The organism is Caulobacter segnis (assembly GCF_019931575.1).
In the GTDB taxonomy this organism is placed as follows: Bacteria; Pseudomonadota; Alphaproteobacteria; order Caulobacterales; family Caulobacteraceae; genus Caulobacter; species Caulobacter segnis_C.
On sequence record NZ_CP082923.1, the window covers coordinates 295,284 to 317,388 of the forward strand.

20 protein-coding genes are annotated in these 22,105 nt (G+C 70.5%); 12 read left to right on the forward strand and 8 right to left on the reverse strand.

Features of this window, described 5'->3' with window-relative positions:
* Positions 1–12: 12 nt before the first annotated feature.
* The 10 genes from K8940_RS01360 to K8940_RS01405 all read left to right on the forward strand — a co-directional run bounded on the left by K8940_RS01360 (position 13) and on the right by K8940_RS01405 (position 12,482).
* The gene (locus K8940_RS01360; protein WP_263285787.1) at positions 13–2,220 is read left to right on the forward strand and encodes a copper-transporting P-type ATPase; all 2,208 of its coding nucleotides are present in this window, start codon (positions 13–15) and stop codon (positions 2,218–2,220) included.
* A 53-nt stretch (positions 2,221–2,273) separates the two neighbouring features.
* Entirely contained in the window at positions 2,274–3,110 is an 837-nt protein-coding gene (locus K8940_RS01365) for a class I SAM-dependent methyltransferase (protein WP_223392762.1), read from the forward strand.
* 107 nt (positions 3,111–3,217) lie between these two features.
* The gene (locus K8940_RS01370; protein ID WP_223392763.1) at positions 3,218–3,859 is read left to right on the forward strand and encodes a TetR/AcrR family transcriptional regulator; all 642 of its coding nucleotides are present in this window, start codon (positions 3,218–3,220) and stop codon (positions 3,857–3,859) included.
* On the forward strand, positions 3,856–4,851 hold the full coding sequence (locus K8940_RS01375) for an HlyD family secretion protein (protein ID WP_223392764.1): 996 nt from the start codon (positions 3,856–3,858) through the stop codon (positions 4,849–4,851). Before K8940_RS01370 ends, K8940_RS01375 begins: the two co-directional genes overlap by 4 nt.
* Complete coding sequence (locus K8940_RS01380; protein WP_223392765.1) at positions 4,848–5,783, forward strand: ABC transporter ATP-binding protein; 936 nt, start codon at positions 4,848–4,850, stop codon at positions 5,781–5,783. The genes K8940_RS01375 and K8940_RS01380 overlap by 4 nt, the downstream gene beginning before the upstream one ends.
* Positions 5,780–6,928, forward strand: a complete 1,149-nt coding sequence (locus tag K8940_RS01385) for an ABC transporter permease (RefSeq protein ID WP_223392766.1) — start codon at positions 5,780–5,782, stop codon at positions 6,926–6,928. Before K8940_RS01380 ends, K8940_RS01385 begins: the two co-directional genes overlap by 4 nt.
* A gap of 346 nt (positions 6,929–7,274) precedes the next feature.
* Positions 7,275–8,480 carry an OmpA family protein gene (locus K8940_RS01390; protein WP_223392767.1) on the forward strand — a complete coding sequence of 402 codons (1,206 nt, stop codon included), beginning with the start codon at positions 7,275–7,277 and terminating at the stop codon, positions 8,478–8,480.
* Positions 8,481–8,978: 498 nt separating this feature from the next.
* Positions 8,979–10,862, forward strand: a complete 1,884-nt coding sequence (locus K8940_RS01395) for a ribonucleoside-diphosphate reductase subunit alpha (RefSeq protein ID WP_223392768.1) — start codon at positions 8,979–8,981, stop codon at positions 10,860–10,862.
* Positions 10,863–11,043: 181 nt separating this feature from the next.
* Positions 11,044–12,057, forward strand: a complete 1,014-nt coding sequence (locus K8940_RS01400) for a lipid A-modifier LpxR family protein (RefSeq protein ID WP_411675572.1) — start codon at positions 11,044–11,046, stop codon at positions 12,055–12,057.
* Between the two features lie 83 nt (positions 12,058–12,140).
* A complete protein-coding gene (locus K8940_RS01405) occupies positions 12,141–12,482 on the forward strand; it encodes a hypothetical protein (RefSeq protein WP_223392770.1) in 342 nt (113 codons plus the stop codon).
* A gap of 13 nt (positions 12,483–12,495) precedes the next feature.
* Here K8940_RS01405 and K8940_RS01410 read toward each other — a convergent pair whose 3' ends face one another.
* The gene (locus tag K8940_RS01410; RefSeq protein WP_223392771.1) at positions 12,496–13,251 is read right to left on the reverse strand and encodes an SDR family oxidoreductase; all 756 of its coding nucleotides are present in this window, start codon (positions 13,249–13,251) and stop codon (positions 12,496–12,498) included.
* A gap of 157 nt (positions 13,252–13,408) precedes the next feature.
* Here K8940_RS01410 and K8940_RS01415 point away from each other — a divergent pair, with 157 nt between their 5' ends.
* Positions 13,409–14,083 (forward strand): HAD-IA family hydrolase, encoded by a 675-nt coding sequence (locus K8940_RS01415; RefSeq protein WP_223392772.1) that lies wholly within the window; start codon positions 13,409–13,411, stop codon positions 14,081–14,083.
* Here the strand turns inward: K8940_RS01415 and K8940_RS01420 are convergent.
* The 5 genes from K8940_RS01420 to K8940_RS01440 all read right to left on the reverse strand — a co-directional run bounded on the left by K8940_RS01420 (position 14,080) and on the right by K8940_RS01440 (position 18,672).
* Positions 14,080–14,991 carry an AraC family transcriptional regulator gene (locus K8940_RS01420; RefSeq protein ID WP_223392773.1) on the reverse strand — a complete coding sequence of 304 codons (912 nt, stop codon included), beginning with the start codon at positions 14,989–14,991 and terminating at the stop codon, positions 14,080–14,082. The two genes, K8940_RS01415 and K8940_RS01420, sit on opposite strands and share 4 nt — an antisense overlap.
* Before the next feature lie 69 nt (positions 14,992–15,060).
* Entirely contained in the window at positions 15,061–15,714 is a 654-nt protein-coding gene (locus K8940_RS01425; protein WP_223392774.1) for a DUF2799 domain-containing protein, read from the reverse strand.
* 79 nt (positions 15,715–15,793) lie between these two features.
* Entirely contained in the window at positions 15,794–17,065 is a 1,272-nt protein-coding gene (locus tag K8940_RS01430; protein WP_223392775.1) for a patatin-like phospholipase family protein, read from the reverse strand.
* Positions 17,066–17,087: 22 nt separating this feature from the next.
* Positions 17,088–17,783, reverse strand: coding sequence for a PAQR family membrane homeostasis protein TrhA (trhA, locus tag K8940_RS01435; protein WP_223392776.1), 696 nt, complete (start codon positions 17,781–17,783; stop codon positions 17,088–17,090).
* A gap of 118 nt (positions 17,784–17,901) precedes the next feature.
* The gene (locus K8940_RS01440; RefSeq protein ID WP_223392777.1) at positions 17,902–18,672 is read right to left on the reverse strand and encodes a sulfite exporter TauE/SafE family protein; all 771 of its coding nucleotides are present in this window, start codon (positions 18,670–18,672) and stop codon (positions 17,902–17,904) included.
* 134 nt (positions 18,673–18,806) lie between these two features.
* Between K8940_RS01440 and K8940_RS01445 the strand changes: the two genes are divergently transcribed.
* Positions 18,807–19,844, forward strand: a complete 1,038-nt coding sequence (locus K8940_RS01445; RefSeq protein ID WP_223392778.1) for a cupin-like domain-containing protein — start codon at positions 18,807–18,809, stop codon at positions 19,842–19,844.
* Here K8940_RS01445 and K8940_RS01450 read toward each other — a convergent pair.
* Positions 19,841–20,854, reverse strand: a complete 1,014-nt coding sequence (locus K8940_RS01450) for an aldo/keto reductase (protein ID WP_223392779.1) — start codon at positions 20,852–20,854, stop codon at positions 19,841–19,843. The genes K8940_RS01445 and K8940_RS01450 overlap by 4 nt on opposite strands.
* An 11-nt stretch (positions 20,855–20,865) precedes the next feature.
* Positions 20,866–22,032, reverse strand: a complete 1,167-nt coding sequence (locus K8940_RS01455) for an MFS transporter (protein WP_223392780.1) — start codon at positions 22,030–22,032, stop codon at positions 20,866–20,868.
* Positions 22,033–22,105 lie beyond the last annotated feature (73 nt).

A 22,105-nucleotide genomic window follows, 5' to 3' on the forward strand; every position in this document is an offset into this window, starting at 1 on the left:
CGGGAGACGGGAATGGCCGAGCCTGACGCGCACGACGCCCACCACCACCATCACCACCATGGCGCCCACGCGCCGGCGCCGCCGGTCGCCCCGGCCGTGGCGGGGACGATCTACACCTGCCCGATGCATCCGCAGATCCGGCTGCCCGCGCCGGGGGCGTGCCCGATCTGCGGCATGGCCCTGGAGCCGCTGACGGTCACGCTCGACGACGACGGGCCCAGCGCCGAGCTGCGCGACATGACCCGGCGGTTCTGGGTCGCCTTGGTCCTGGCCCTGCCGGTGTTCGTCCTCGAGATGGGCGGACACCTGGGCCTGCCGCTGCATCTGCACGGGCCGACCAGCGCCTGGATCCAGTTCGCCCTGGCCACGCCGGTGGTGCTGTGGTGCGGCTGGCCGTTCTTCGAACGGGGCGTGCGTTCGCTGGTCACCCGCCATCTCAACATGTTCACCCTGATCGCCATGGGCATCGGGGTGGCCTGGCTCTACAGCGTCGCGGCGGTCCTGACGCCGGGCCTGTTTCCGCCGGCCTTCCGGGGCATGGACGGGACGCCGCCCGTCTATTTCGAGGCCGCCGCCGTGATCACCGTGCTGGTGCTGCTGGGCCAGGTGCTGGAGCTGCGGGCCCGCGAGCGGACCTCGGGGGCGATCCGCGCCCTGCTGGACCTGGCGCCCCGCACCGCCCGCCGCCTCGTCGACGGCCAGGACGTCGAGGTCGCCGTTGAGGCGATCGAGGCCGGCTTCGACCTGCGGGTCCGGCCCGGCGAGAAGGTCCCCGTCGACGGCCGGGTCGTGGACGGCGTCGCCTCGGTCGACGAGTCGATGGTCACCGGCGAGTCCATGCCGGTGTCCAAGCATCCGGGCGACCCGGTGATCGGCGGCAGTCTCAACCGCACCGGCTCGTTCGTGATGCGGGCCGAGAAGGTCGGGGCCGACACCCTGCTGTCCCAGATCGTCGGCATGGTGGCCGCTGCCCAGCGCAGCCGCGCGCCGATCCAGCGCATGGCCGACCAGGTGTCGGGCTGGTTCGTGCCGGCCGTGATCGCCGTCGCCGTCCTGGCCTTCGCGGCCTGGGCGCTGGTCGGGCCCAGCCCGCGTCTGGCCTGGGCCCTGCTGGCGGCGGTGTCGGTGCTGATCATCGCCTGTCCCTGCGCCCTGGGCCTGGCCACGCCGATCTCGATCATGGTCGGGGTCGGGCGCGGCGCGCGGGCCGGCGTGCTGATCAAGAACGCCGAGGCCCTGGAGCGGCTGGAGACGATCGACACCCTGGTGGTCGACAAGACCGGCACCCTGACCGAGGGCCGGCCGGCCCTGATCGAGATCCTGACCGTCGACGGCTTTCCGGCCGACGAGGCCCTGCGTCTGGCCGCCAGCCTGGAACGGGGCAGCGAGCATCCGCTGGCCGCCGCCATCCTGCGCGCCGCCGCCGAGCGGAACCTCGCTCTGGCCGAGGCCAGCGGCTTCGACTCGCCGGTCGGGCGCGGCGTGTTGGGCGTGGTCGAGGGCCATGACCTGCTGATCGGCTCGACGCGCTTCCTGGCCGAGGCGGGGGTCGAGGCCGGCGACCTGCCGGCGCGGGCCGAGGGCCTGGCGCGGTCCGGCGCCACGGTGATCCTGCTGGCCGTCGACAAGCGGGCGGTCGCGGCCCTGGCCATCGCCGACCCGATCAAGCCGACGACCAGGGACGCCGTCGCCGCGCTCCAGGCCGAGGGCGTGCGGATCGTCATGCTGACCGGCGACAACCGCGCCACCGCCCAGGCGGTCGGCGCGCGCCTGGGCATCACCGAGATCGAGGCCGAGGTGCTGCCCGGCGACAAGGCCGCCGTGGTCCAGCGGCTGCGGGCCGAGGGCCGCCGCGTGGCCATGGCCGGCGACGGGGTCAACGACGCTCCGGCCCTGGCCGCCGCCGAGGTCGGGATCGCCATGGGCGCGGGGGCTGACGTCGCCATCGAAAGCGCCGGGGTCACCCTGCTGCAGGGCGACCTGCGCGGCATCGTCTCGGCGCGCCGGCTGTCGCGGGCGGTGATGCGCAACATCCGCCAGAACCTGTTCTTCGCCTTCGCCTACAATGTCGCCGGCGTGCCGATCGCGGCGGGCGCGCTGTATCCGGTGTTCGGCTGGACCCTGTCGCCGGCCATCGCCGCGGCGGCCATGGCCCTGTCGTCGGTCAGTGTGGTCGGCAACGCCCTGCGGCTGCGGTCGGTGAAACTGGACGCGGCTTGAACCGGGGCGCGCCACCGCCGACATCAGCCTCTGGCGAAAAGAGGAGAGGCGTGATGAGCGACACCGTTCTGGAGAAGGACATGTCGGCCTACTGGGACCGGGCCGGCAAGGTCTGGGTCGAGCAGCAGGCCTTGCTGGACCGCCTCTACGCGCCGATCGCCAAGGCGGTGGTCGATCGCGCCGATCTGCGGGCCGGCGAGCGCGTGCTGGACGTTGGCTGCGGCGCGGGCGCGACCACCTTCGAGGCCGCCTGGCGGGTCGGGCCGCAGGGCCAGGCCGTCGGGGCCGACATCTCCGGGGCCCTGGTCGAGTTGGCGCGCCGCCGGGCGGGCGAGGCGGGGCTGGAGGGCGTCGACTTCGTCCTGGCGGACGCCCAGACCCACGCCTTCGCGCCGCGCTTCGACGCCGTCGTCTCGCGGTTCGGGGTGATGTTCTTCCCCGATCCCGTCGCGGCCTTCGCCAACCTGCGGCGCGCCGTGACGCCGGGCGGGCGGCTGGTCTTCGCCAGCTGGCGCGGACCCGAGGACAACGCCATCTCGCTGGTCCCGCTGCAAGCCGCCGCGCCGTTCCTGCCGGCGGTCCCGGCGTTCGAGAAGGACGCGCCGGGCCGCTTCGGCCTGGCCGATCCTGACCGCACGCGAACCATTCTGGAGGCCGCCGGCTGGCATGATGTCCGCATCGATCGGCTGGACGATCCGACCCCGGTCAGCTTCGACGAGCTCCTGACCATGAGCCTGCGCGTCGGCCCGCTGAACCCGGCCCTGGCGAACCAGGACGAGACCGTGCGCGAAAAGGTCCGCGAAGCCGTGACGCGGGCGCTGGAGCCCCATGTGAAGGACGGCGTCGCTCACATGAACTCGGCCTGCTGGCTGGTTTCGGCGGAGGGGTAGCGCCCCTAACATCCGCTCTTCCCGGCGAAAGCGGAAAGGCGGAGCGCCTTGAGTTTTCCACAGGTCCATATATAACCGACCAGTCAGTTATATATGGACTCGAGAAAATGCAGGCCCGTTCCCCCAAATGGCGGCGGCGCAGCGAGGCGCGGCCGGGCGAGATCGTCCAGGCGGCGCTCGAGGTGTTCGCGGAGAAGGGCTTCGCCGCCGCGAAGCTGGACGAGATCGCCGCACGGGCTGGGATCTCGAAGGGGGCCCTCTATCTCTATTTCGAGACCAAGGAGGACATCTTCCGCGCGGTGGTGCGCGAGGCGGTGGCCCCCAATCTGGACATGGTCGAGGGCCTGCTGGCCCAGGCGACCCTGCCGTTTCCGGACCTGCTGCGCCTGGTGATCGGCCGCATCGTCAAGGTCATCGGGACCACGCGCCTGGGGGCGGTGGCCAAGCTGGTCATCGGCGAGTCGCGCAACTTCCCGGAGCTGGCCCGCGTCTGGCACGACGAGGTGGTCAGCCGCGCGCTCGGCGCGATGACCGGCGCGCTGGCCAAGGCCCAGGACCGGGGCGAGATCCGCCCGGGCGATCCGCGCCTGCAGGCCTTCAGCATCGTCGGCCCGGTCCTGATGGGGGTGATCTGGCAGGAAACGTTCACCCCGGTGGGGGCGTCGGCCCTCGACCTGGAGGCCCTGGCCCTGCAGCACTGCGAGACCGTGCTGACGGGCCTGGCCTCGCGCGTGGTCATGCTGCCATGAGGCCCGCGGTTCGGATCATCGCCGTCACGGCCGTGGTCGGCGTCGCCGGTTTCCTGGGCTGGAAGCTGCTGGGACCCGACGCCCATCGGCCGCACCGCCTGTCGGGCTATGTCGAGGGCGAGACGCTGTATGTCGGGGCCTCGAACGCGGGCCTGGTCAGTGTTGTGGCCGTCCAGCGCGGCGACCAGGTGAAGGCGGGTCAGCCGCTGTTCGCCCTGGACGCGGCCCAGCTGACCGCCGCCCGCGACCAGGCCGCCGCCCAGGCAGCCATCGCCTCGGCCCAGCTGCGTGACGCCGAGAAGGGCCAGCGCCCGCAGGAGCTGGCGGTCTACGACGCCGAGCGCGCCGCGGCCCAGGCCCAGGTCCGCCAGGCCCAGGCCGACTACGACCGTTTCGCCCCACTGGTGCGCAAGGGCGTCTACGCCCCCGCCAAGCTGGACCAGGTCAAGGCCGCCCTGGACACCGCCCGCGCCAACGCCGCCGCCGTGGCCCGCCGCAAGGACGTCGGGACCCTGGGGGCGCGGCCGGACGCGGTGAGCGCGGCCCGGTCCGCGGTCGCCTCGGCCCGCGAGGCCCTGGCCGCCGCCCAGGACCGCCTGGACCAGATCAGCCCGCGCGCCCCGGCGGCGGCGCGGGTGCAGGACGTCTTCTACCAGCCCGGCGAATGGGCCGCCGCCAACCAGCCGGTCGTGGCCCTGCTGTCCGACAGCCGCGTGCGCGTGCGCTTCTTCGTGCCCGAGGCCGAGGTGGCGCGCTACCGGCCGGGCATGACCGTCCGTTTCTCGTGCGACGGCTGCGGGGCCGAGCGCGCGGCGCGGATCAACTATGTCTCGCCGCGTTCGGAGTTCACCCCGCCGGTGATCTACAGCCGCGAGGCCCGCCAGCGGCTGGTGTTCCTGGTCGAGGCCAAGCCCGAAGCGAGCCCCGATCCGGGCGCGCCCCTGGCGGTCGGCCAGCCGGTCGACATCGTTCCGCTGGAGGACGAGAAGTGAGCGATCTGGCCGTCGACGTCCGGGGGCTGAACAAGAGCTTCGGCCCGCGCCACGTGGTGCAGGACGTCTCGATCCAGGTGGGCAAGGGGCGGATCACCGGCTTCCTCGGCCCCAACGGCTCGGGCAAGACCACCACCCTGCGGATGCTGTGCGGCCTGCTGACGCCCGACAGTGGCGAGGGGGCGGTGCTGGGCCTGGACTTCCGCAAGGACGCCGAGGCCGTCAAGCGCCAGACCGGCTACATGACCCAGAAGTTCTCGCTCTACGAGGACCTGTCGATCGAGGAGAACCTCGACTTCGTCGCCCGGGTCCACGAACTGGACCGGCGGCGCGAGCGGGTGAAGGAGAGCCTGGACCGACTGGGCCTGACCGCCCGCAAGAAGCAGCTGGCCGGCAGCCTGTCGGGCGGCTGGAAGCAGCGCCTGGCCCTGGCCGCCAGCGTCATGCACCAGCCCAAGCTGCTCCTGCTGGACGAGCCCACGGCGGGCGTCGATCCGAAGGCGCGGCGCGAGTTCTGGGACGAGATCCACGCCCTGTCCGGCGAGGGGCTGACCGTCATGGTCTCGACCCACTACATGGACGAGGCCGAGCGCTGTCACGACATCGCCTATATCGCCTATGGGCGGCTGATGGCGCGGGGCACGGCGGACGAGGTGATCGCCGCCAGCGGTCTCGTCACCTTCCGCGCCGAAGGGCAGACCGCCGACGGCATGGGGGCGGACCGGCTGGCGCGCGCGCTGGCCGACAAGCCCGGCGTGGTCATGGCCGCTCCATTCGGCGCGGCCCTGCACGTCAGCGGCACGGACCGCGCCGCGCTGGAGGCCGCCATCGCCCCCTATCGCCAGGCGCCCCTGGAATGGACCGAGGTCCAGCCGACCCTGGAGGACGTCTTCATCCGCCTGATGGATCAGTCCTCGGACAACTTCCAATGAGCGCGACCCGAGAGAGAAGGCGAGGCCTCTCCGGCGCCCGCATACTGGCGGTGCTGATCAAGGAGTTCATCCAGCTCACCCGCGACCGGCTGACCTACGCCATGATCCTGGTCATGCCGATCGTGCAGCTCCTGCTGTTCGGCTACGCCATCAACAACGATCCTCGCGACCTGCCGACGGCGGTGCTGGTCCAGGACCAGGGGCCGATGGCCCGCTCGACCCTCTCGGCCCTGGTCAACAGCGGCTATTTCGAGATCGTCCGCGTGGCGGGATCGCCTCGCGAGCTGGACGAGGCGGTGGCGCGGGGCGAGGTGCAGTTCGCCCTGACCATCCCGGCTGACTTCACCCGCCGCGTGGTGCGTGGCGACGCGGCCCAGATCCTGGTCGAGGCCGACGCCTCGGACCCCGCCGCCACCGGCGGGGCGATCGCGGCTCTCGCCAGCCTGCCCCGCGTGGCCCTGTCGCGCGACCTGGTCGGCGCCGTGGCCAAATCCGGGAGCGATCCGTTCGAGGTGGTGATCCACCGCCGCTACAACCCCGAGGCCATCACCGCGTACAATATCGTGCCGGGTCTCTTGGGCGTGATCCTGTCGATGACCCTGGTGATGATGACCTCGCTGGGCGTCACCCGAGAATACGAGCGCGGGACCATGGAGAGCCTGCTGGCCACCCCCGCCAGGCCGATCGAGGTGATGATCGGCAAGCTGGCCCCCTATGTGGCCGTGGGTCTGATCCAGACGGCGGTGATCCTGATGCTGGCCCGGGCGTTGTTCGGCATCCCCATGGCCGGCGGCTGGGCGGCGCTGTCGCTGGGCGTCCTGTTGTTCATCGTCGGCTCGCTGTGCCTGGGCTTCCTGATCTCGACCGTGGCGCGCACCCAGCTGCAGGCGATGCAGATGTCGTTCTTCTACATCTTCCCGTCGATCCTGCTGTCGGGCTTCATGTTCCCGTTCCGGGGCATGCCCGGCTGGGCCCAGACCCTGGGCAGCGTGATCCCGGTGACGCATTTCCTGAGGGTGGTGCGCGGCGCCTTGCTCAAGGGGCTGGACATGGCTCAGCTATGGCCAAGTCTCGCGGCCCTCGGACTGTTCGTGCTGGTGGTCTCGGGGCTGGCGATGGCGCGCTATCGCACCACGCTGGACTAGGTCACGTTTCGTTAAGAGTCCGTCGAGGACCTGACGAAGTCCGCCAAAAGGTGAGGATTTTCGGCGACGCTCCGCGAATGCTTGGCCATTTCCTGGCTTGGAGCCCTTGCGTGCAAACGGTTCACGTGCGAACCCAACACAGCTGACGCTTATCTCTCGTGGATGTCGGCGGACACGCTCGGAAGACGATTCTGAGGGGCGGTCTTGTTTAGCTTTCCTGAGCAAAGAGCAGGGGGCGAAACCTGACGAGTGTGTCCCTGCTGACACTTTCCCGTGGCGTTCGCCTTGGTATAACAGTGCTCGGTCGGTCTCCGGCCTGGGCAGGGCAATAGAGGGCTCTTCAACGATGAAACTCAACCTCCTGGCGGGAGCTGCTCTGGCCGCGGTGTTCGCCGCGTCGGGCGTTTCGGCCCAAGAGACCGGCTGGTACGGCGCGGTCGACCTTGGCTACCACTGGCCGCAGAGCATCAAGTCCGAGTCGGACCAGAACGCTTCGGACGGCGCGCACTATCACTGGTCGTGGAAGTCCGAGAAGGACTGGACCGGTTTCGTCCGCCTCGGCTATCAGTTCAACCCGCACTGGCGCGCTGAAGTCGAGGGCGGCTATCGCCCCGGCGACCTGAAGAGCGTTCACGGCAACGCCGTCCGCGCCCAGCCCGTCGGCCTCTGCACCCCGGGCGTGACCCGCACCGCCGCCGCTCCGACCTGCGGCTCGCCGGACGGTTCGATCGAGTCGTGGAGCCTGATGGCGAACGTCATCTATGACTTCGCTCCGGACTCCTGGCTGAACCCGTTCCTGGGCGCCGGCGTCGGCATCAACCGTCTGGACGTCAAGGCCCTGGGCCAGTTCAGCGGCGTTGGCGCGATCACGACCACGAACCCCGCCATCCAGAACCTGACCGTCGACGACAACGACCTGGCCGTCGCTTGGCAGGCCATCGCTGGCGCTTCGATCAAGGCGACGGACAAGCTGAAGATCGACTTCACCTACCGCTACATCACGGGCGCGGATCACACCTGGCAGACCACGGGCTCCAGCGCGATCCAGCCGGGCGCCTTCGAAGGCCAGTACAAGGACCAGTCGGTGACCGTGGGTCTCCGCTACTCGTTCGCGTCGCCGCCGCCTCCGCCGCCCCCGCCCCCTCCGCCGCCGCCTCCGCCGCCGCCCCCTCCGCCGCCTCCCCCGCCGCCGCCGCCTCCGCCGCCGCCGCAGTATGAGGCCCGCGAGTTCATCGTGTACTTCCCGTTCGACCAATCGGTCCTGACGCCGGAAGCGCAATCGGTGGTCACGGAAGCCGCGAAGTACGCCAACGACGGTCACGCGACCAAGATCGTTGTCGTCGGCCACACCGACACCTCGGGTTCGCCGAAGTACAACGTGAAGCTCTCGGAACGCCGCGCTAAGGCCGTCGCTGACGCCCTGGCCTCGCAAGGCGTCCCGACGTCGGCCCTGGCCGTCGACTGGAAGGGTGAAAGCGCTCCGGCCGTCGCCACCGGCGATGGCGTGAAGGAACCGCTGAACCGTCGCTCGACGATCTCGATCAACTTCTAAGATCGAATCGACTGAAGACTCGGGAGGGCCCGGCGGAAACGCCGGGCCCTTTCTCTTTGTCCGGACTCCAACGCCGAATCTCGGGGCGGCGACGCTTGGCGGCCGGGTCCATCGATCCCACATTTGATCCGAAGGCCCGGTTTCCGGGGCTTTCGTCGAGGTGGTCCCCGGCGACATCCGAAGGGGCGCTGTCCACCGTCGACCACTATCCCTTGTGGTCAGCTTGTTGACGAACGGCGTTGTCCGGGGGCGGATGTCCAGGGGGCTCTTGCGGCGTACCGCGGCGGCTGAAAAAAGTTCGCTCAGGCAACCCCTTGTCCCGCCTAGGCAAGTTGCGGCCGTTCACAGCTTGTTAACGAAAAACTCAGCCCAGGGGCGTTGACGAGTCGTTCACCACTGTGGCCCCATATCTGGGTTGAGGGGGCTCCTCAGCCACAAGATATAGCGGCTGACCGGGGTTATTCCCTTCTCCGGAACACGCTGATTGAGCAATGGAATTTGGTCATGAACGGCAGTGAAGCGGCGAAGACGAGCGTTCGGAAAGAAGCCCGGCTGGCGGCGATCAAGCCGAGCAAGCGGCCCCAGCTGGCGCTGGTGCGGAAGGTGGAGGTCGATCGCTCGCGCGACGCCCTGCTGACCGACTTCGGCAAGACCACCCTGGAAGATCGCTATCTGCTGCCGGGCGAGTCCTACCAGGACATGTTCGCGCGCGTGTCGACGGCCTTCGCCGACGACGCCGACCACGCCCAGCGCGTCTATGACTATATGAGCCGCCTGTGGTTCATGCCGGCCACGCCGGTGCTGTCGAACGGCGGCGCCGACCGCGGCCTGCCGATCAGCTGCTTCCTCAACGCCGTCAACGACAGCCTGGACGGCATCCTGGGCGTCTGGAACGAGAACGTCTGGCTGGCCGCCAATGGCGGCGGCATCGGCACCTACTGGGGCGGCGTCCGCTCCATCGGCGAGAAGGTCAAGGGCCAGGGCCAGACCTCGGGCATCATCCCCTTCATCCGCGTGATGGACTCGCTGACCCTGGCCATCTCGCAAGGCTCGCTGCGTCGCGGCTCGGCCGCCGTCTATCTCGACATCCACCACCCGGAAATCGAAGAGTTCCTCGAGATCCGCAAGCCGTCGGGCGACTTCAACCGCAAGTCCCTGAACCTGCACCACGGTCTCAGCATCACCGACGAGTTCATGCACGCCGTGCGTGACGGGACCAAGTTCGGCCTGCGCTCGCCCAAGACCAACGAGGTCCTGCGCGAGGTCGACGCCCGCGCCCTGTGGCAGAAGGTTTTGGAACTGCGCCTGCAGACCGGCGAGCCCTACCTGATCTTCTCCGACACGGTGAACCGCGCCATGCCCTCGTTCCAGCGTGAGCTGGGCCTGAAGGTGCGCCAGTCGAACCTGTGCAGCGAGATCATGCTGCACACCGGCACCGATCACCTGGACCAGGAGCGCACCGCCGTCTGCTGCCTGTCGTCGGTCAACGCCGAGACCTATCTGGAATGGCGCGACCACCCGACGTTCATCGAGGACGTCATGCGCTTCCTCGACAACGTCCTGCAGGACTTCATCGACCGCGCGCCCGACGCGGCCTCGACCGCCGCCTACGCCGCCATGCGCGAGCGTTCGGTGGGCCTGGGCCTGATGGGCTTCCACAGCTTCCTGCAGAGCCAGAACGTCCCGTTCGAGAGCGCCCTGGCCAAGAGCTGGAACATGCGGATGTTCAAGCACCTGCGCCGCGAGGCCGACAAGGCCTCGATCGCGCTGGGCGAGGAGAAGGGCCCGTGCCCGGACGCCGCCGATCGCGGCTCCAAGGAGCGCTTCGCCCACAAGCTGGCCATCGCCCCGACCGCGTCGATCTCGATCATCTGCGGCGGCACCTCGGCGGGCATCGAGCCGATCCCGGCCAACATCTACACCCACAAGACCCTGTCGGGCTCGTTCGCGGTCAAGAACCCCTATCTGGAGAAGCTGCTCGAGGAGAAGGGCCAGAACACCGACGCGGTGTGGGGCTCGATCCTGGAGCACGAGGGCTCGGTCCAGCACCTCGACTTCCTGAACCAGGACGAGAAGGACGTCTACAAGACCGCCTTCGAGCTGGATCAGCGCTGGGTGATCGAGCTGGCCGCCGACCGCACGCCGGAAATCTGCCAGAGCCAGTCGGTCAACGTCTTCCTGCCGGGCGACGTCGACAAGTGGGACCTGCACATGCTGCACTGGATGGCCTGGGAGCGCGGCGTGAAGTCGCTGTACTACCTGCGCTCCAAGTCGGTGCAGCGCGCGGCCTACGCCGGCGCCGAGGACAAGGCCGAAGCGGTCGCCAGCGGCTTCGACGTTCCGGAAAAGACCGACTACGACGAGTGCCTCGCCTGCCAATAAAGGCGTCACGAGCGTATGATATCCGGGCGGCGGCGCGAGCGATCGGCGCCGCCGTTTCGCGTTTCGGCTCCGTGGGGGAACCCGAGACGTTGATGGCGGTTCACCATGTGCGCATTCGTCACCGTGGACAGGCGGCGAGAAGCGCGTAGGCTGGACGTCCATTGGGATTGGGGAATCCGAGATGCGGGTCGCTGGGGAGCGTACCGTCTTCTGCTTGATGGCCTTGGTGGCGACCATGGCCAGCGCGTACGCGGGCGGCGCCTGCGCGGCCCAACTGGCCGGCAAGCAGGCTGGCAAGCCCGCCAAGGCGGCCAAGGCCCCTGTGACGCCCGCTCCCGCCCAGATGTCCTTCCAGCTGAAGCCCGAGACCCTGCGCCCCCTGGATCCGGCGAAGATGGACTCCGCCGGCATGACCGGCTTCGCCGCGCGCGACGTCGCCGCGCCGGAGGCTGAGCTGGATGGCGGCTTCGCCCTCTCGCCCGCCGCCGTGGCCGGCGACGCCCGCCTCCTCGACGCCGACCGCTACTATGACGGCGCGGGCCCGGTGACCTGGCGCTCGAACGCCTTCACCCGCCAGGCCCAGGCCGGCGGCCCGATCGACAGCGTCCGCGTCTCGATGGCCGGCGTGGCCAAGACCGCCGCCGTCGCGCCCCTGACCCTGGTCCGTCCCGATAGCGACGCCTACGACGTCCAGGACGTCGACGTCACCGTCACGCGGGGCTGGCCCTCGGCCGTCTCGCTGAAGGGCCGCAAGTTCGCCCTGGACGTCACGCCGCACGCCGGGATCGGCTATGGCGGGGCCGGCGGCTCGGCCGAGGCCGGCGCCACCGTGCGCCTGGGCAAGAAGAAGAACATGGGCGACCGGGTGAACGACGCCCTGGGCGTGCGTGAGGGCGACGAGGCTTTCGGCGACCGGGGGCGCTGGTACATCTTCGCCGCCGCCAGCGGCCGGGCCGTGGGCCTGAACATGCTGCGCGGCCAGAACGGCGACTGGAGCCGCGCGGGCCTGACCCAGGACGTCACCAGCCGCCTGATCGGCGACAGCCAGGCCGGCGTCGCCTGGCGGCGCGGGCCGATGCAGGCTTCGCTGGGCTATATCCACCGAGAGATCCGGGCCAAGGAAGGCATCATGGGTCTGGCGACCCAGAAGGATGACGTGGTCGCCCTGTCATTCAGCCTGAAGCCGCACTGGTAGGGGCTCTTTTCCCCTATTAAGCTTGTGTTTCCGGCCGCTATCATGCAGCAAGCGCCGTCCCGTCCACTGCCGCCAGCGAGATCATGAGCGAGAGCGAGCCCCCGCGCCGCAAGACCTTGAGCCTGAAGAGCCCGGTCGCCGCCCCCGGCGGGCCGCCGCCGCTCGAACGCATGGTCAAGCCGTCGGCCCGCACCACCGTGTTCACGGGGTCCCAGGCCGCGCCGCCGCCCCCGCCGCCCCCCGCGCCGACGGGCGACTGGAAGTGCAAGCCCTGTGGCGCCCGTTTCGACCCGCCGGCCGAGCTGGCCGACGAGGACCATGTCCGCTGCCCCTCGTGCAACGCCCGCCTGGGCCTGGCCTCGGACTTCCGCGCCGACCCGCCGAACGTCGCCAAGCTGCGCGCCCGCTGGCTGAAGAAGGCCTGACGCGCCGGCGGGCTCAGCCGCCGAACGCGCGCCGCTTGGCCAGATCGACGGCGTCCTCGCCGGCCGGGAAATGGATCCGACCCGTGGTGTCGTTCGCCGCCGCCCAGACTGCCTGGGCGACGTCGATCTCCTTCGTCGTCATCGCGGGCGTGGCGAAGGCCGTGAAGATCGGCGCGGCGAAGCCCTCGTAGGGCTTGGGGATCAGGTCCAGCGGATTGATCGACGTGTTCTGGGTGAACCGGGTGGTGGGGGCGTAGCCGGGCTCGACCAGCTTCACGCGGACGTCGAAATAGCCAAGCTCCAGGGCCAGGGATTCCGAGAAACCCTCGATCGCCTGCTTGCTGGCCTTGTACGCCGCGGCGAGCGGGAAGGCGGCCAGGGTGACGCTGGACGTCACATTGACGATGACGCCTGCACGGCGGCTCCGCATTCGCGGGATGACGGCCTGGCACATGGCCATGACGCCGAAGGTGTTGGTCTCGAACACCTTGCGGATATGCGCCATCGGCGTGGCCTCGAAGGCGCCGACCACGCCGATGCCGGCATTGTTGACCAGGACGTCGATCGGCCCGACGGCCTCGACACAGTCGGCGATGCTGCGCGGGTCGGTGACGTCGAGCGGCGCGATCCGCAGGGCCTCCGAGCGCGGCAGGATGGCGGGGTCGGGCCGGCGCATGGTGGCGACGACGTTCCAGCCCTTGGCCAGGAAATGGCGGGCCGTCTCGAGGCCGTAGCCGGAGGACGCGCCGGTGATCAGGATGGTGGGCATGAAGGACCTCCAAGGATGGGACGATCGCTTCACTACGGGCAAAGGCTGGGACGGACGATAATCAAAGATCCATAATTCGTTTCCAACTATCCATATCCGGGACGCGATGATAGGACGGCGCGCAGGGCCATCGGCCCCACGGGAAGAGGAGAGCGGAATGCGGACGCGGCCGATCGATGCGGTTCTCCTGGACATGGACGGAACGATCCTGACCTCGATCAAGGCGGCCGAGCGCGTCTGGGCCGCCTGGGCGGTGGGGCGCGGTCTCGACGTCGAGGCCTTCCTGCCGACGATCCATGGCGTCCAGTCGGTCGAGACCATTCGGCGTCTGGGCCTGCCCGGCGTCGATCCAGAACAAGAGGCCGCGGCGATCACGCGGGCCGAGATCGCGGACGTCGTCGGGATCGAGGCGATCGCCGGCGCCGCCGCCTTCCTGGCCGCGCTCGCGGTGGATCGCTGGGCCATCGTCACCTCGGCCCCGCGCGCCCTGGCCCTGCGGCGGATCGAGGCGGCCGGCCTGCCCGTCCCGCCGCTGCTGATCGCCGCCGAGGACGTGGCGCGCGGCAAGCCGGCCCCCGACTGCTTCCAGCTGGCGGCCCAGCGGCTGGGGACCACGGCGGACCGCTGCCTGGTCGTCGAGGACTCCGTGGCCGGCGTCGCCGCCGCCGAAAGCGCCGGCGCGATGGTGCTGGTCGTGACCGCCACCCATCACGCGCCGATGGACTTCCCGCATCCGGCGATCCTGGACTATCGCGAGCTGACGCTCGAGCCGTCCGATGGCGCGCTCGCCATCCGCCACGCCGCGCGGACCTGGGCGCTGCGCGGAGCCTAGGCGGGGACCGCGCCGCCCGCCCGCGCGAACCGGCCGGGAGAGCAGCCCAGCCGCTTGCGGAAGGCGGTGCTGAAGGCGCTGGCCGACTCGTAGCCGATCTCGTCGGCGATCCGGTCCAGGGTCTTGGCCCCGCCGATCAGCGCGTCCTTGGCCAGGGCCATGCGCCAGCGCGCCAGATATTCGATCGGGCCGCAGCCCAGCACCTCGCCGAAGCGCGCGGCGAAGGCCGACCGCGAGAGGCCCGCGACCCGGGCCAGGCCGGCGACCGTCCAGTGGGCCCGCACGTCCGCGTGCATGGCGCGCAGCACCCGCGCCAGGGCCGGGTCGCGCAGGCCGTGAAGCAGGCCGGCCCGGGCGTCGTCCCGCGCCACGCCGCGCCAGCGCAGGGCCTCGACCAGCAGCACTTCCAGCAGGCGCTGCAGGATCATGTCGCGGCCCGGATCCTCGCCGGCGCATTCGTCCATGATCAGCGCGATCACGGCGCCCAGCCGGGCGGTCCGTCCCTCCGCAGCCGGGATGTGGATCATGCCCGGCAGCAGGGCCAGCAGCAGCGGCGCGTTGACCGTCTCGATCCGGAAGGCGCCGCCCAGGGACTCGAACTCGGCCTCGCCCGTCTGGTCGCCGTGCCGCACGGGCGCGTCGCCGGGATCGCGGAGCGCGCCGTCGTCGTCCGGGTCGCTGCCCAGGACGAAGGCCGGGGTGGACGGCAGCAGCAGGAAGTCGCCGGTCTCCAGCTTCAGCGGCGCCTGGCCCTGGAAGGTGATCCAGCACCGGCCCTTCAGGACGATCGTGTAGCCGGGCGCGTCATGGGCGGCGTAGCGCACGCCCCAACGGCCTCGCCCGGTGATCGGCTTGGCGACGACGGAGTTCGGCCGGAGCAGCGCGATGACGTCGCTGAGAGGATCCATGTGGACGATCAGAAATCAAATGTCGGTATTTGATGATCGATCATCCGTGAAGCTCTGTCCAGCCGACGGTCACCACCCACCGTAGCGCGGCGAGAAGCGGGCTCTCAGGTCGTCGACCTCGCGCTCGGCGTCGCGGATCGCCGCGTCGGCCCGGCGGCCATCCTCGATGGCGTCCCGGCGCTCGCGGCGCAGACGGTTCAAGCGGTCGCGCAGCTCGCGGGTCTGCTCGTCGGTGAGCTTGGGATTGCGCAGCTCGTCCTCGACCCCGTCGGCCTGGCGGGCCCGCTTCTCGGCCCGGGCGTCGGCCGCGCTGAGATCCGACCGCGCCGACTCCAGGCGCTGCGTCGCCGCGTGGACCCGTTCGCCGTCCGCGTAGCCGCCCAGGAACTCGGCCTCGGCCGGGGGCGGACACACCCCGGCATAGGTCTGGCCCTCGCGGCCGACCCGGAAGCCGTTCGGCTCGGTGCAATAGCGCTTCAGCCCCTCGGCGCGCGCCGCGAAATAGGGGACGGGCTCCGGCGTCACCCCGACCTTGGCGCAGGCCTTGGCGTGGTCGTCGAGCCGGCTCATCGGGCGGCCGTCCAGCCCATCGTCATAGCCGACCGCGCCCCAGTCGCCGCGCATACACTGCTCCTTGCTGATGGTCGCGCAACTGGCGGTGATCAGCGCGCCGACGGCGACCAGCGTCCCGACGACCAGGCTCCGCATCGATGGGCTCGGCATTCAAAAAGCTCCCCTTATGTCGGAAGAGCTTAGAGCTTGGCCGTGTGAACCGTGGCTGAACGGTGTTCGCCGCTCGCCCCTAGGGCTCCAGCGGCGCCTCGATGCCCACGGGGCCGGGGGCGTCGCGGATCATCACGCCGGTGCCGGCGGCCGCCGAGGCCGACAGCGGCTTCTTGAACAGGCCGCGCCACAGGCTCTGCTCCTCGACCGCGCTGGTCCACACCGAGCCCTGCATCGCCTGCTCGACCCCGGCGTCATAGATGCGGCGCATCAGGTCGGTCTCGAACTTCAGGAGGTTCATGCCCTCGAAGCTGTTGGGGATCGAGGCCACGCTGAGCGGAAGGTTGTGGCGCGAGCAGAAGCCGGCGGCCAGGCTCAGGGCCTGGCGATACGAGAACCGAAGCATGGTGTCGAAGCTGCGGGCCATGATCGAGGCCACGCCCGGCGGGGTCGACTGGGTCGAGGGATCCAGCACCGTGTTGACGATCACGTGCACCCGGCCGCGCCGGAAGCGGGGGCCGAGGTTGCGCCAGTGCAGCAGGGCGTCGGGCATCAGGAACAGCGGCGCGGCGACGCCGCCGTCGACGTGCATCTCCTGATAGGTCTGGCCGTCGGTCTCGACCTCGACCAGCTTGGGCGGGAAGATGCCGGGCACCGAGGACGAGGCCACCAGCAGGGTGCGGAACAGCTTCAGGGCCTCCTCGCCGCCGCGGGTGGCGATCTCGCCCATGTCCCAGACCACGGCCCGCTGGCTGTCGAGATTGGTGGTGGCGATCAGCAGGCGCCGGCCCCGGGCGTGCTCGACGGCGACGGCCTCGACCATCTCCATGTCGACGAAGGTCTCGACCAGGGCGTCCAGCGACTCGCCCTTGAAGATGCTGGGACCCAGGGCGGGCCCCAGGCGGCGCAGGCTGAGCAGCTCGGTGGCGTGGCCGCCGACATAGGCGTCGGTCAGGCGGTCGTCCCAGGCCGGGCCGAGGAAGGCCAAGGGCGCGATCAGGGCGCCGGTGCTGACCCCGGTGACGATGGCGAAGTCGGGCCGGCGGCCGGCCTTGCTGAGGCCCGCGAGAACACCAGCCCCGTAGGCGCCGCCGGACGCGCCGCCGGACAGGGCCAGGATGTTGAACTCGTCGCGGCCGATCAGCGAGCGCAACGGCGCCAGGCGGTCGGCGGCCTGCCGCAGGGCGTCGTCGGCCTGGTCGACGCTCAGGCGCACGCCCGGAAAGCCGACGGCCTGGACCGGGCGGTCCGAGGGCGGGGCGGGCAGGCGCTTGCCGCGCAGCGGATCGCCGGATTTCCAGTCCTTGAAGAAGCCCTGAAGGCTGATCTTGCCGGTGGGATCCCGATCCAAGCTGAACTCTCCGAAGGCCTTCCTAGCGGGCGCTGGACAGGACCACGCCCACCAGGACGGCCGCGTAGTGCAGGCCGGCGCCGCCGATCACGTGGCCGTGCCAGATGGCGCGGCGGAACTTCAGGCGACGCATCAGGTAGAAGATGGTTCCGGTGGAATAGACGACGCCGCCGATCGCCAGCAGCAGCAGGGCCACCCACGACAGGCCGTCGATCATCGGCTTGATGGCGACCAGGACCAGCCAGCCCAGCGCCAGGTAAAGGCCGACCCAGAAGCGCTTGTCCAGGCCGGGCAGGAACAGCTTGGCCGCCACGCCGATCCCCGCCACGGTCCACACCGCCGTGGTCATGCCAATGGCCCACCAGCCGTGCAGGTTCTGGGTGGTGAAGGGTGTGTACGATGCCGCGATCATCACGAAGATGCCGGCGTGGTCGAAGCGGCGCAGCAGCGGCCGCCAGCGGGCCTTGGCGAAGTTGTAGGCTGTCGACAGCGACAGCATCAGGATCAGGCCCACGGTGTAGACGCTGACCGCCGCCACCTGCTTGAGGTCGCCCAGACCGAACGCCAGGCCCAGCAGGATGCCGCCGCCCAGCAGGGCGCAGGCTAGGCCCGCCAGATGCACCACCAGGTCGGCGCACTTGGCGCCCGCCGTGGGGTAGTGCGTCGCGACCGGTTGCTCGGTGACGACGATGTCGGTCGTGTTGGTGGTCGCAGTCATGGCCCCGCCCAATCCGATGGGAGTACGTGCGAACGGTAGGTTCGTTCCGTGACATATAAGCGTCGATCATCGTGGCCGCGAAAGGGCGTCCGCGACACGATGTGGCGGAAATCGACCGCTAGAAGAACAACCCTCGCGCCCCGTCGAAGGCCAGCTTGCCGCCGACCGCCACCAGCAGCACGTAGATCACCTTGTAGAAGCCCTCGGCCGGCACGCGGCGGACCAGCCAGACGCCGGCCCAGGTCGAGACGATGGCCAGCGGCAGCAGCACCCCGGCGGTGGCCAGCACCTTGGGCGTGAACTGGCCGAGCGCGACATAGGCCGGCACCTTCATCCAGTTCACGATCGCGAAGAAGATGGCGCTGGTGCCGATGAAGGTGTCGCGCGCCAAGCGGCGCGGCAGCACATAGATCTGGAAGGGCGGACCGCCGGCGTGGGCGATCTGGCTGGTGAAGCCGGCTATCCCGCCGCACAGCACGCCCAGCCAGGGCCGGGCCGGGCCGGCCTCGATCTGTTCGGCGGCCTTGATGGCGCGCTCGGCCCACAGGCGCTGCAGGGCGAAGACCACCGAGATCACGCCCACGGTGAGCTCGACGGCGGCCTCCTTGACGAAGGCGGCCAGGGCCCAGCCCAGGAAGATCCCGACCGCGGAGGCCGGCAGCATCAGGATCAGGAGGCCCTTGTCCCAGCTCTTCCGGAAGGCCCAGACGCTGACCACGTCCTGGACCAGCAGGATCGGCAGGACGATCGAGGCGGCCATGACCGGCGGGACCGCCAGGGCCATCAGCGGCACGGCCATCACCCCGATGCCCGCGAAGCCGCCCTTGGTCATGCCCAGCAGGATCACGGCGGGAATGGCCACGGCGTAGAAGAACGGATCGGTCAGCATGGCCGAGGCTTAGCAGTATTCCGCCATTTGGCGAGATCGTTCGGCCGTTCTTTGCGGAACTGCAACGTTCGGTAACGCATCCGCCGATTTGCCCGCCTAGCCTGACCGCGCTCACCCCCACGAAGTCGCCCCGCATGGCTCCGCCCGGACGGCTGTCCGAAATCCACGAGATCGACGCCGAGACCTTCGCGCGTGACCTGACGCCGCTGTACCAGCCGACCGTGCTGCGCGGGATCGCCCGCGACTGGCCGGCGGTGAGGGCCGCGCGGATCTCGCCCCACGCCCTGGCCGACTATCTGAAGGGCTTCGATCGCGGCGCGACCGTCGAGGCCATGCTGGGCGCGCCGGCCATCGGCGGGCGGTTCTTCTATGACGAGACCGGCCAGGGGCTGAACTTCGACCGCCGCCCGGTTCCGCTGGGCAAGGCGCTGGACGAGCTGTTGCGCCTGGCCGACCATCCCGAGCCGCCGGCGATCTATGTGGGCTCGACCCCCGTGGCCCAGGCGCTGCCGGGCTTCGAGGCGGCCAACGCCCTGGACCTGCTGGACGAGGGGATCGCGCCGCGCCTGTGGATCGGCAACGCCTCGATCATCCAGACCCACCACGACATGTCCGACAACATCGCCGTGGTGGTGGGCGGCCGGCGGCGCTTCACGCTGTTTCCACCCGACCAGGTGGGCAACCTCTATGTCGGGCCGCTGGACTTCACCCCGGCCGGGCGGCCGATCAGCCTGGCGCCGCTGGACCCGCCCGATCTCGAGCGCTTCCCCAGGTTCGCCGACGCCCTGGAGGCGGCCCTGGTCGCCGAACTGGAGCCGGGCGACGCGATCTACATCCCGACCCTGTGGTGGCATCACGTCCAGGCGACCGGGCCGCTGAACATGCTGGTCAACTACTGGTGGGAGCCGGCCGACATGCTGGCCAATGGGATCGGCGGCCAGCCGTTCGACGCCTTCGTCCACGCCCTGCGCAATGTCCGTCGGCTGCCCGCCAAGCAGCGCAACGCGTGGCGGGCCTTCTTCGAGCACTACGTCTTCCACGCCAACGGCGACCCGGCCGCGCACATTCCCGAAGGCCGGCGCGGCGTGCTGGAGGCCAAGCCCGACGCCAGGCGCGAGGCCGAGATGACCGCCTTCCTGCGCCGGGTGCTGGGCGGTCCGGGCAAGCCCTAGACCCGCGGCGGGTTCAGCGCCCGGAACCCGCCTTCGCGCCAGTACGGATAGTAGGGGTAGGCCGGGGTCACGGCGCTGGCGGCGTCCAGGCGCGCGACCTGCTGGGCCGTCAGGCTCCAGCCGACCGCGCCCAGGTTCTGGCGCAGCTGCTCTTCGGTGCGGGCGCCGATGATCACGCTGGACACCGTGGGGCGCCGTAGCAGCCAGTTGATGGCGACCTGGGGCGTGGTCTTCTCCGTCTCGGCGGCGATCGCGTCCAGGGCGTCGACCACGCGGTAGAGGCGCTCGTCGTCCACCGGCGGGCCGGCGTCGGCGGTCTGGTGCAGGCGGCTCTGTTCCGGCAGCGGCTGGCCGCGCCGGATCTTGCCGGTCAGGCGGCCCCAGCCCAGCGGGCTCCAGACCATCGCCCCGACGCCCTGGTCGGCTCCCAGCGGCATCAGCTCCCACTCGTAGTCGCGGCCGATCAGCGAGTAGTAGGCCTGGTGGGCCACGTAGCGCGGCAGCCCGAGCCGGTCGGCGGCGGCCAGGGACTTCATCAGCTCCCAGCCGGCGAAGTTCGAGGCGCCGACATAGAGAACCTTGCCCGCCCGGACGAGATCGTCGAGGGCGGAGAGGGTCTCCTCGACCGGCGTCGTCCCGTCGAAGGCGTGCAACTGCAGGAGGTCGATGCGGTCGGTCCTCAGGCGCTTCAGGGCGGCCTCGACGCCCGGGATCAGGCGCTGGCGCGAGGTTCCACCGTTCAGCCCCAGCTTGGTCGAGATCAGGGCCTGGTCGCGGCGGCCCTCCAGGGCGGCGCCCAGGATCTCCTCGGACGCGCCGTTCGAATAGACGTCGGCGCTGTCGAACAGGGTCATGCCGGCCTCGAGGGCGATGTCGACGATGCGGCGGGCCCCGGCGACGTCGGTGTCGCCCCAGGCCGAGAACAGCGGCCCCTGGCCGCCGAACGTGCCGGCCCCGAAGCTCAGGGCGGGAACCTTCAGGCCGGAGCGGCCCAGCGTGCGGTATTCCATCGCGATGTCTCCTAGGCGAGGGCGGGGCGGGCGCGGCGTTCGAGGCCGAGGCTGAAGACGGCCAGGGCCAGGGCCGACAGCGGCACGGCGGCGGCGATCAGGGGCACGGCCGAGAGGCCCGGACCGTGGGCGATGACCGCTCCGCCCAGCCAGGCGCCGAAGGCGTTGCCCAGGTTGAAGGCGGCGATGTTCAGGCTGGAGGCCAGGCCTTGGCCCGCGCCGCCGGCCTGGCTCAGCACCCGCATCTGCAGCGGCGCGACGGTGGCGAAGGCGGCCGCGCCCAGCCCGAAGGCGGCGACGACGGCGCCGACCTGGCTGTGGAACGCCAGGGCCGAGCCGCCCATGACCAGGGTCAGCAGGACCAGGGTCCCGACCAGGGCCGCGTTCAGCCCCTTGTCGGCCCAGCGGCCGCCGAAGAGGTTGCCGGCCACCAGGCCCGCGCCGAACACCAGCAGGATCGGCGACACCGCTTCCTTCGAGAAGCCGGCCAGCTGCGTCAGGATCGGCTGGATGTAGGTGAAGACCGCGAACACGCCGCCGAAGCCGAGGACGGTCATGGCCAGGCCCAGTTGCACCTGCGGGCGGGCCAGGACGGCGAACTCCTCGCGCAGCGGGGCGGGCTCGACCGTCTCCTGGGCCTTGGGGACCAGGGCGGCCAGGACGACGAAGGCCAGGGCGCCGACGCCGGCCACGGCCCAGAAGGCCATCCGCCAGCCGAAGGCCAGGCCCAGCCAGGCGCCGAACGGCACGCCCAGCAGGGTGGCGATGGTCAGGCCTGTGAACATGATCGAGATGGCCGAGGCCTTGCGCTCGGGCGGCACGAGGCTGACGGCCACCAGCGCGCCGACGCCGAAGAAGGTCCCGTGGGCCAGGGCCGTGACCAGCCGCGCGCCCATCAGGACGCCGTAGCTTGGGGCGATGGCGGCCAGGGCGTTGCCCAGGGTGAAGATCGCCATCAGCACCAGCAGGGTGGTCTTGCGCGGCAGGCGGCGGGTCAGGAGGGTCAGGATCGGCGCGCCGACGAAGACGCCCAGGGCGTAGCCGGTCATCAGCAGGCCGGCGGCCGGGATCGACACGCCGAGATCGGCGGAGACCTGGATCAGCAGGCCCATGATAATGAATTCGGTGACGCCGATGCCGAAGGCGCCGACGGTCAGGGCATAGAGGGCGAGGGGCATGGCGCCGGCTCCGTGGTGGCTCTGGGCCAGGAGATAGCGTGTCGCTGTTCGATGAATTAGATTGCGGCCAGGA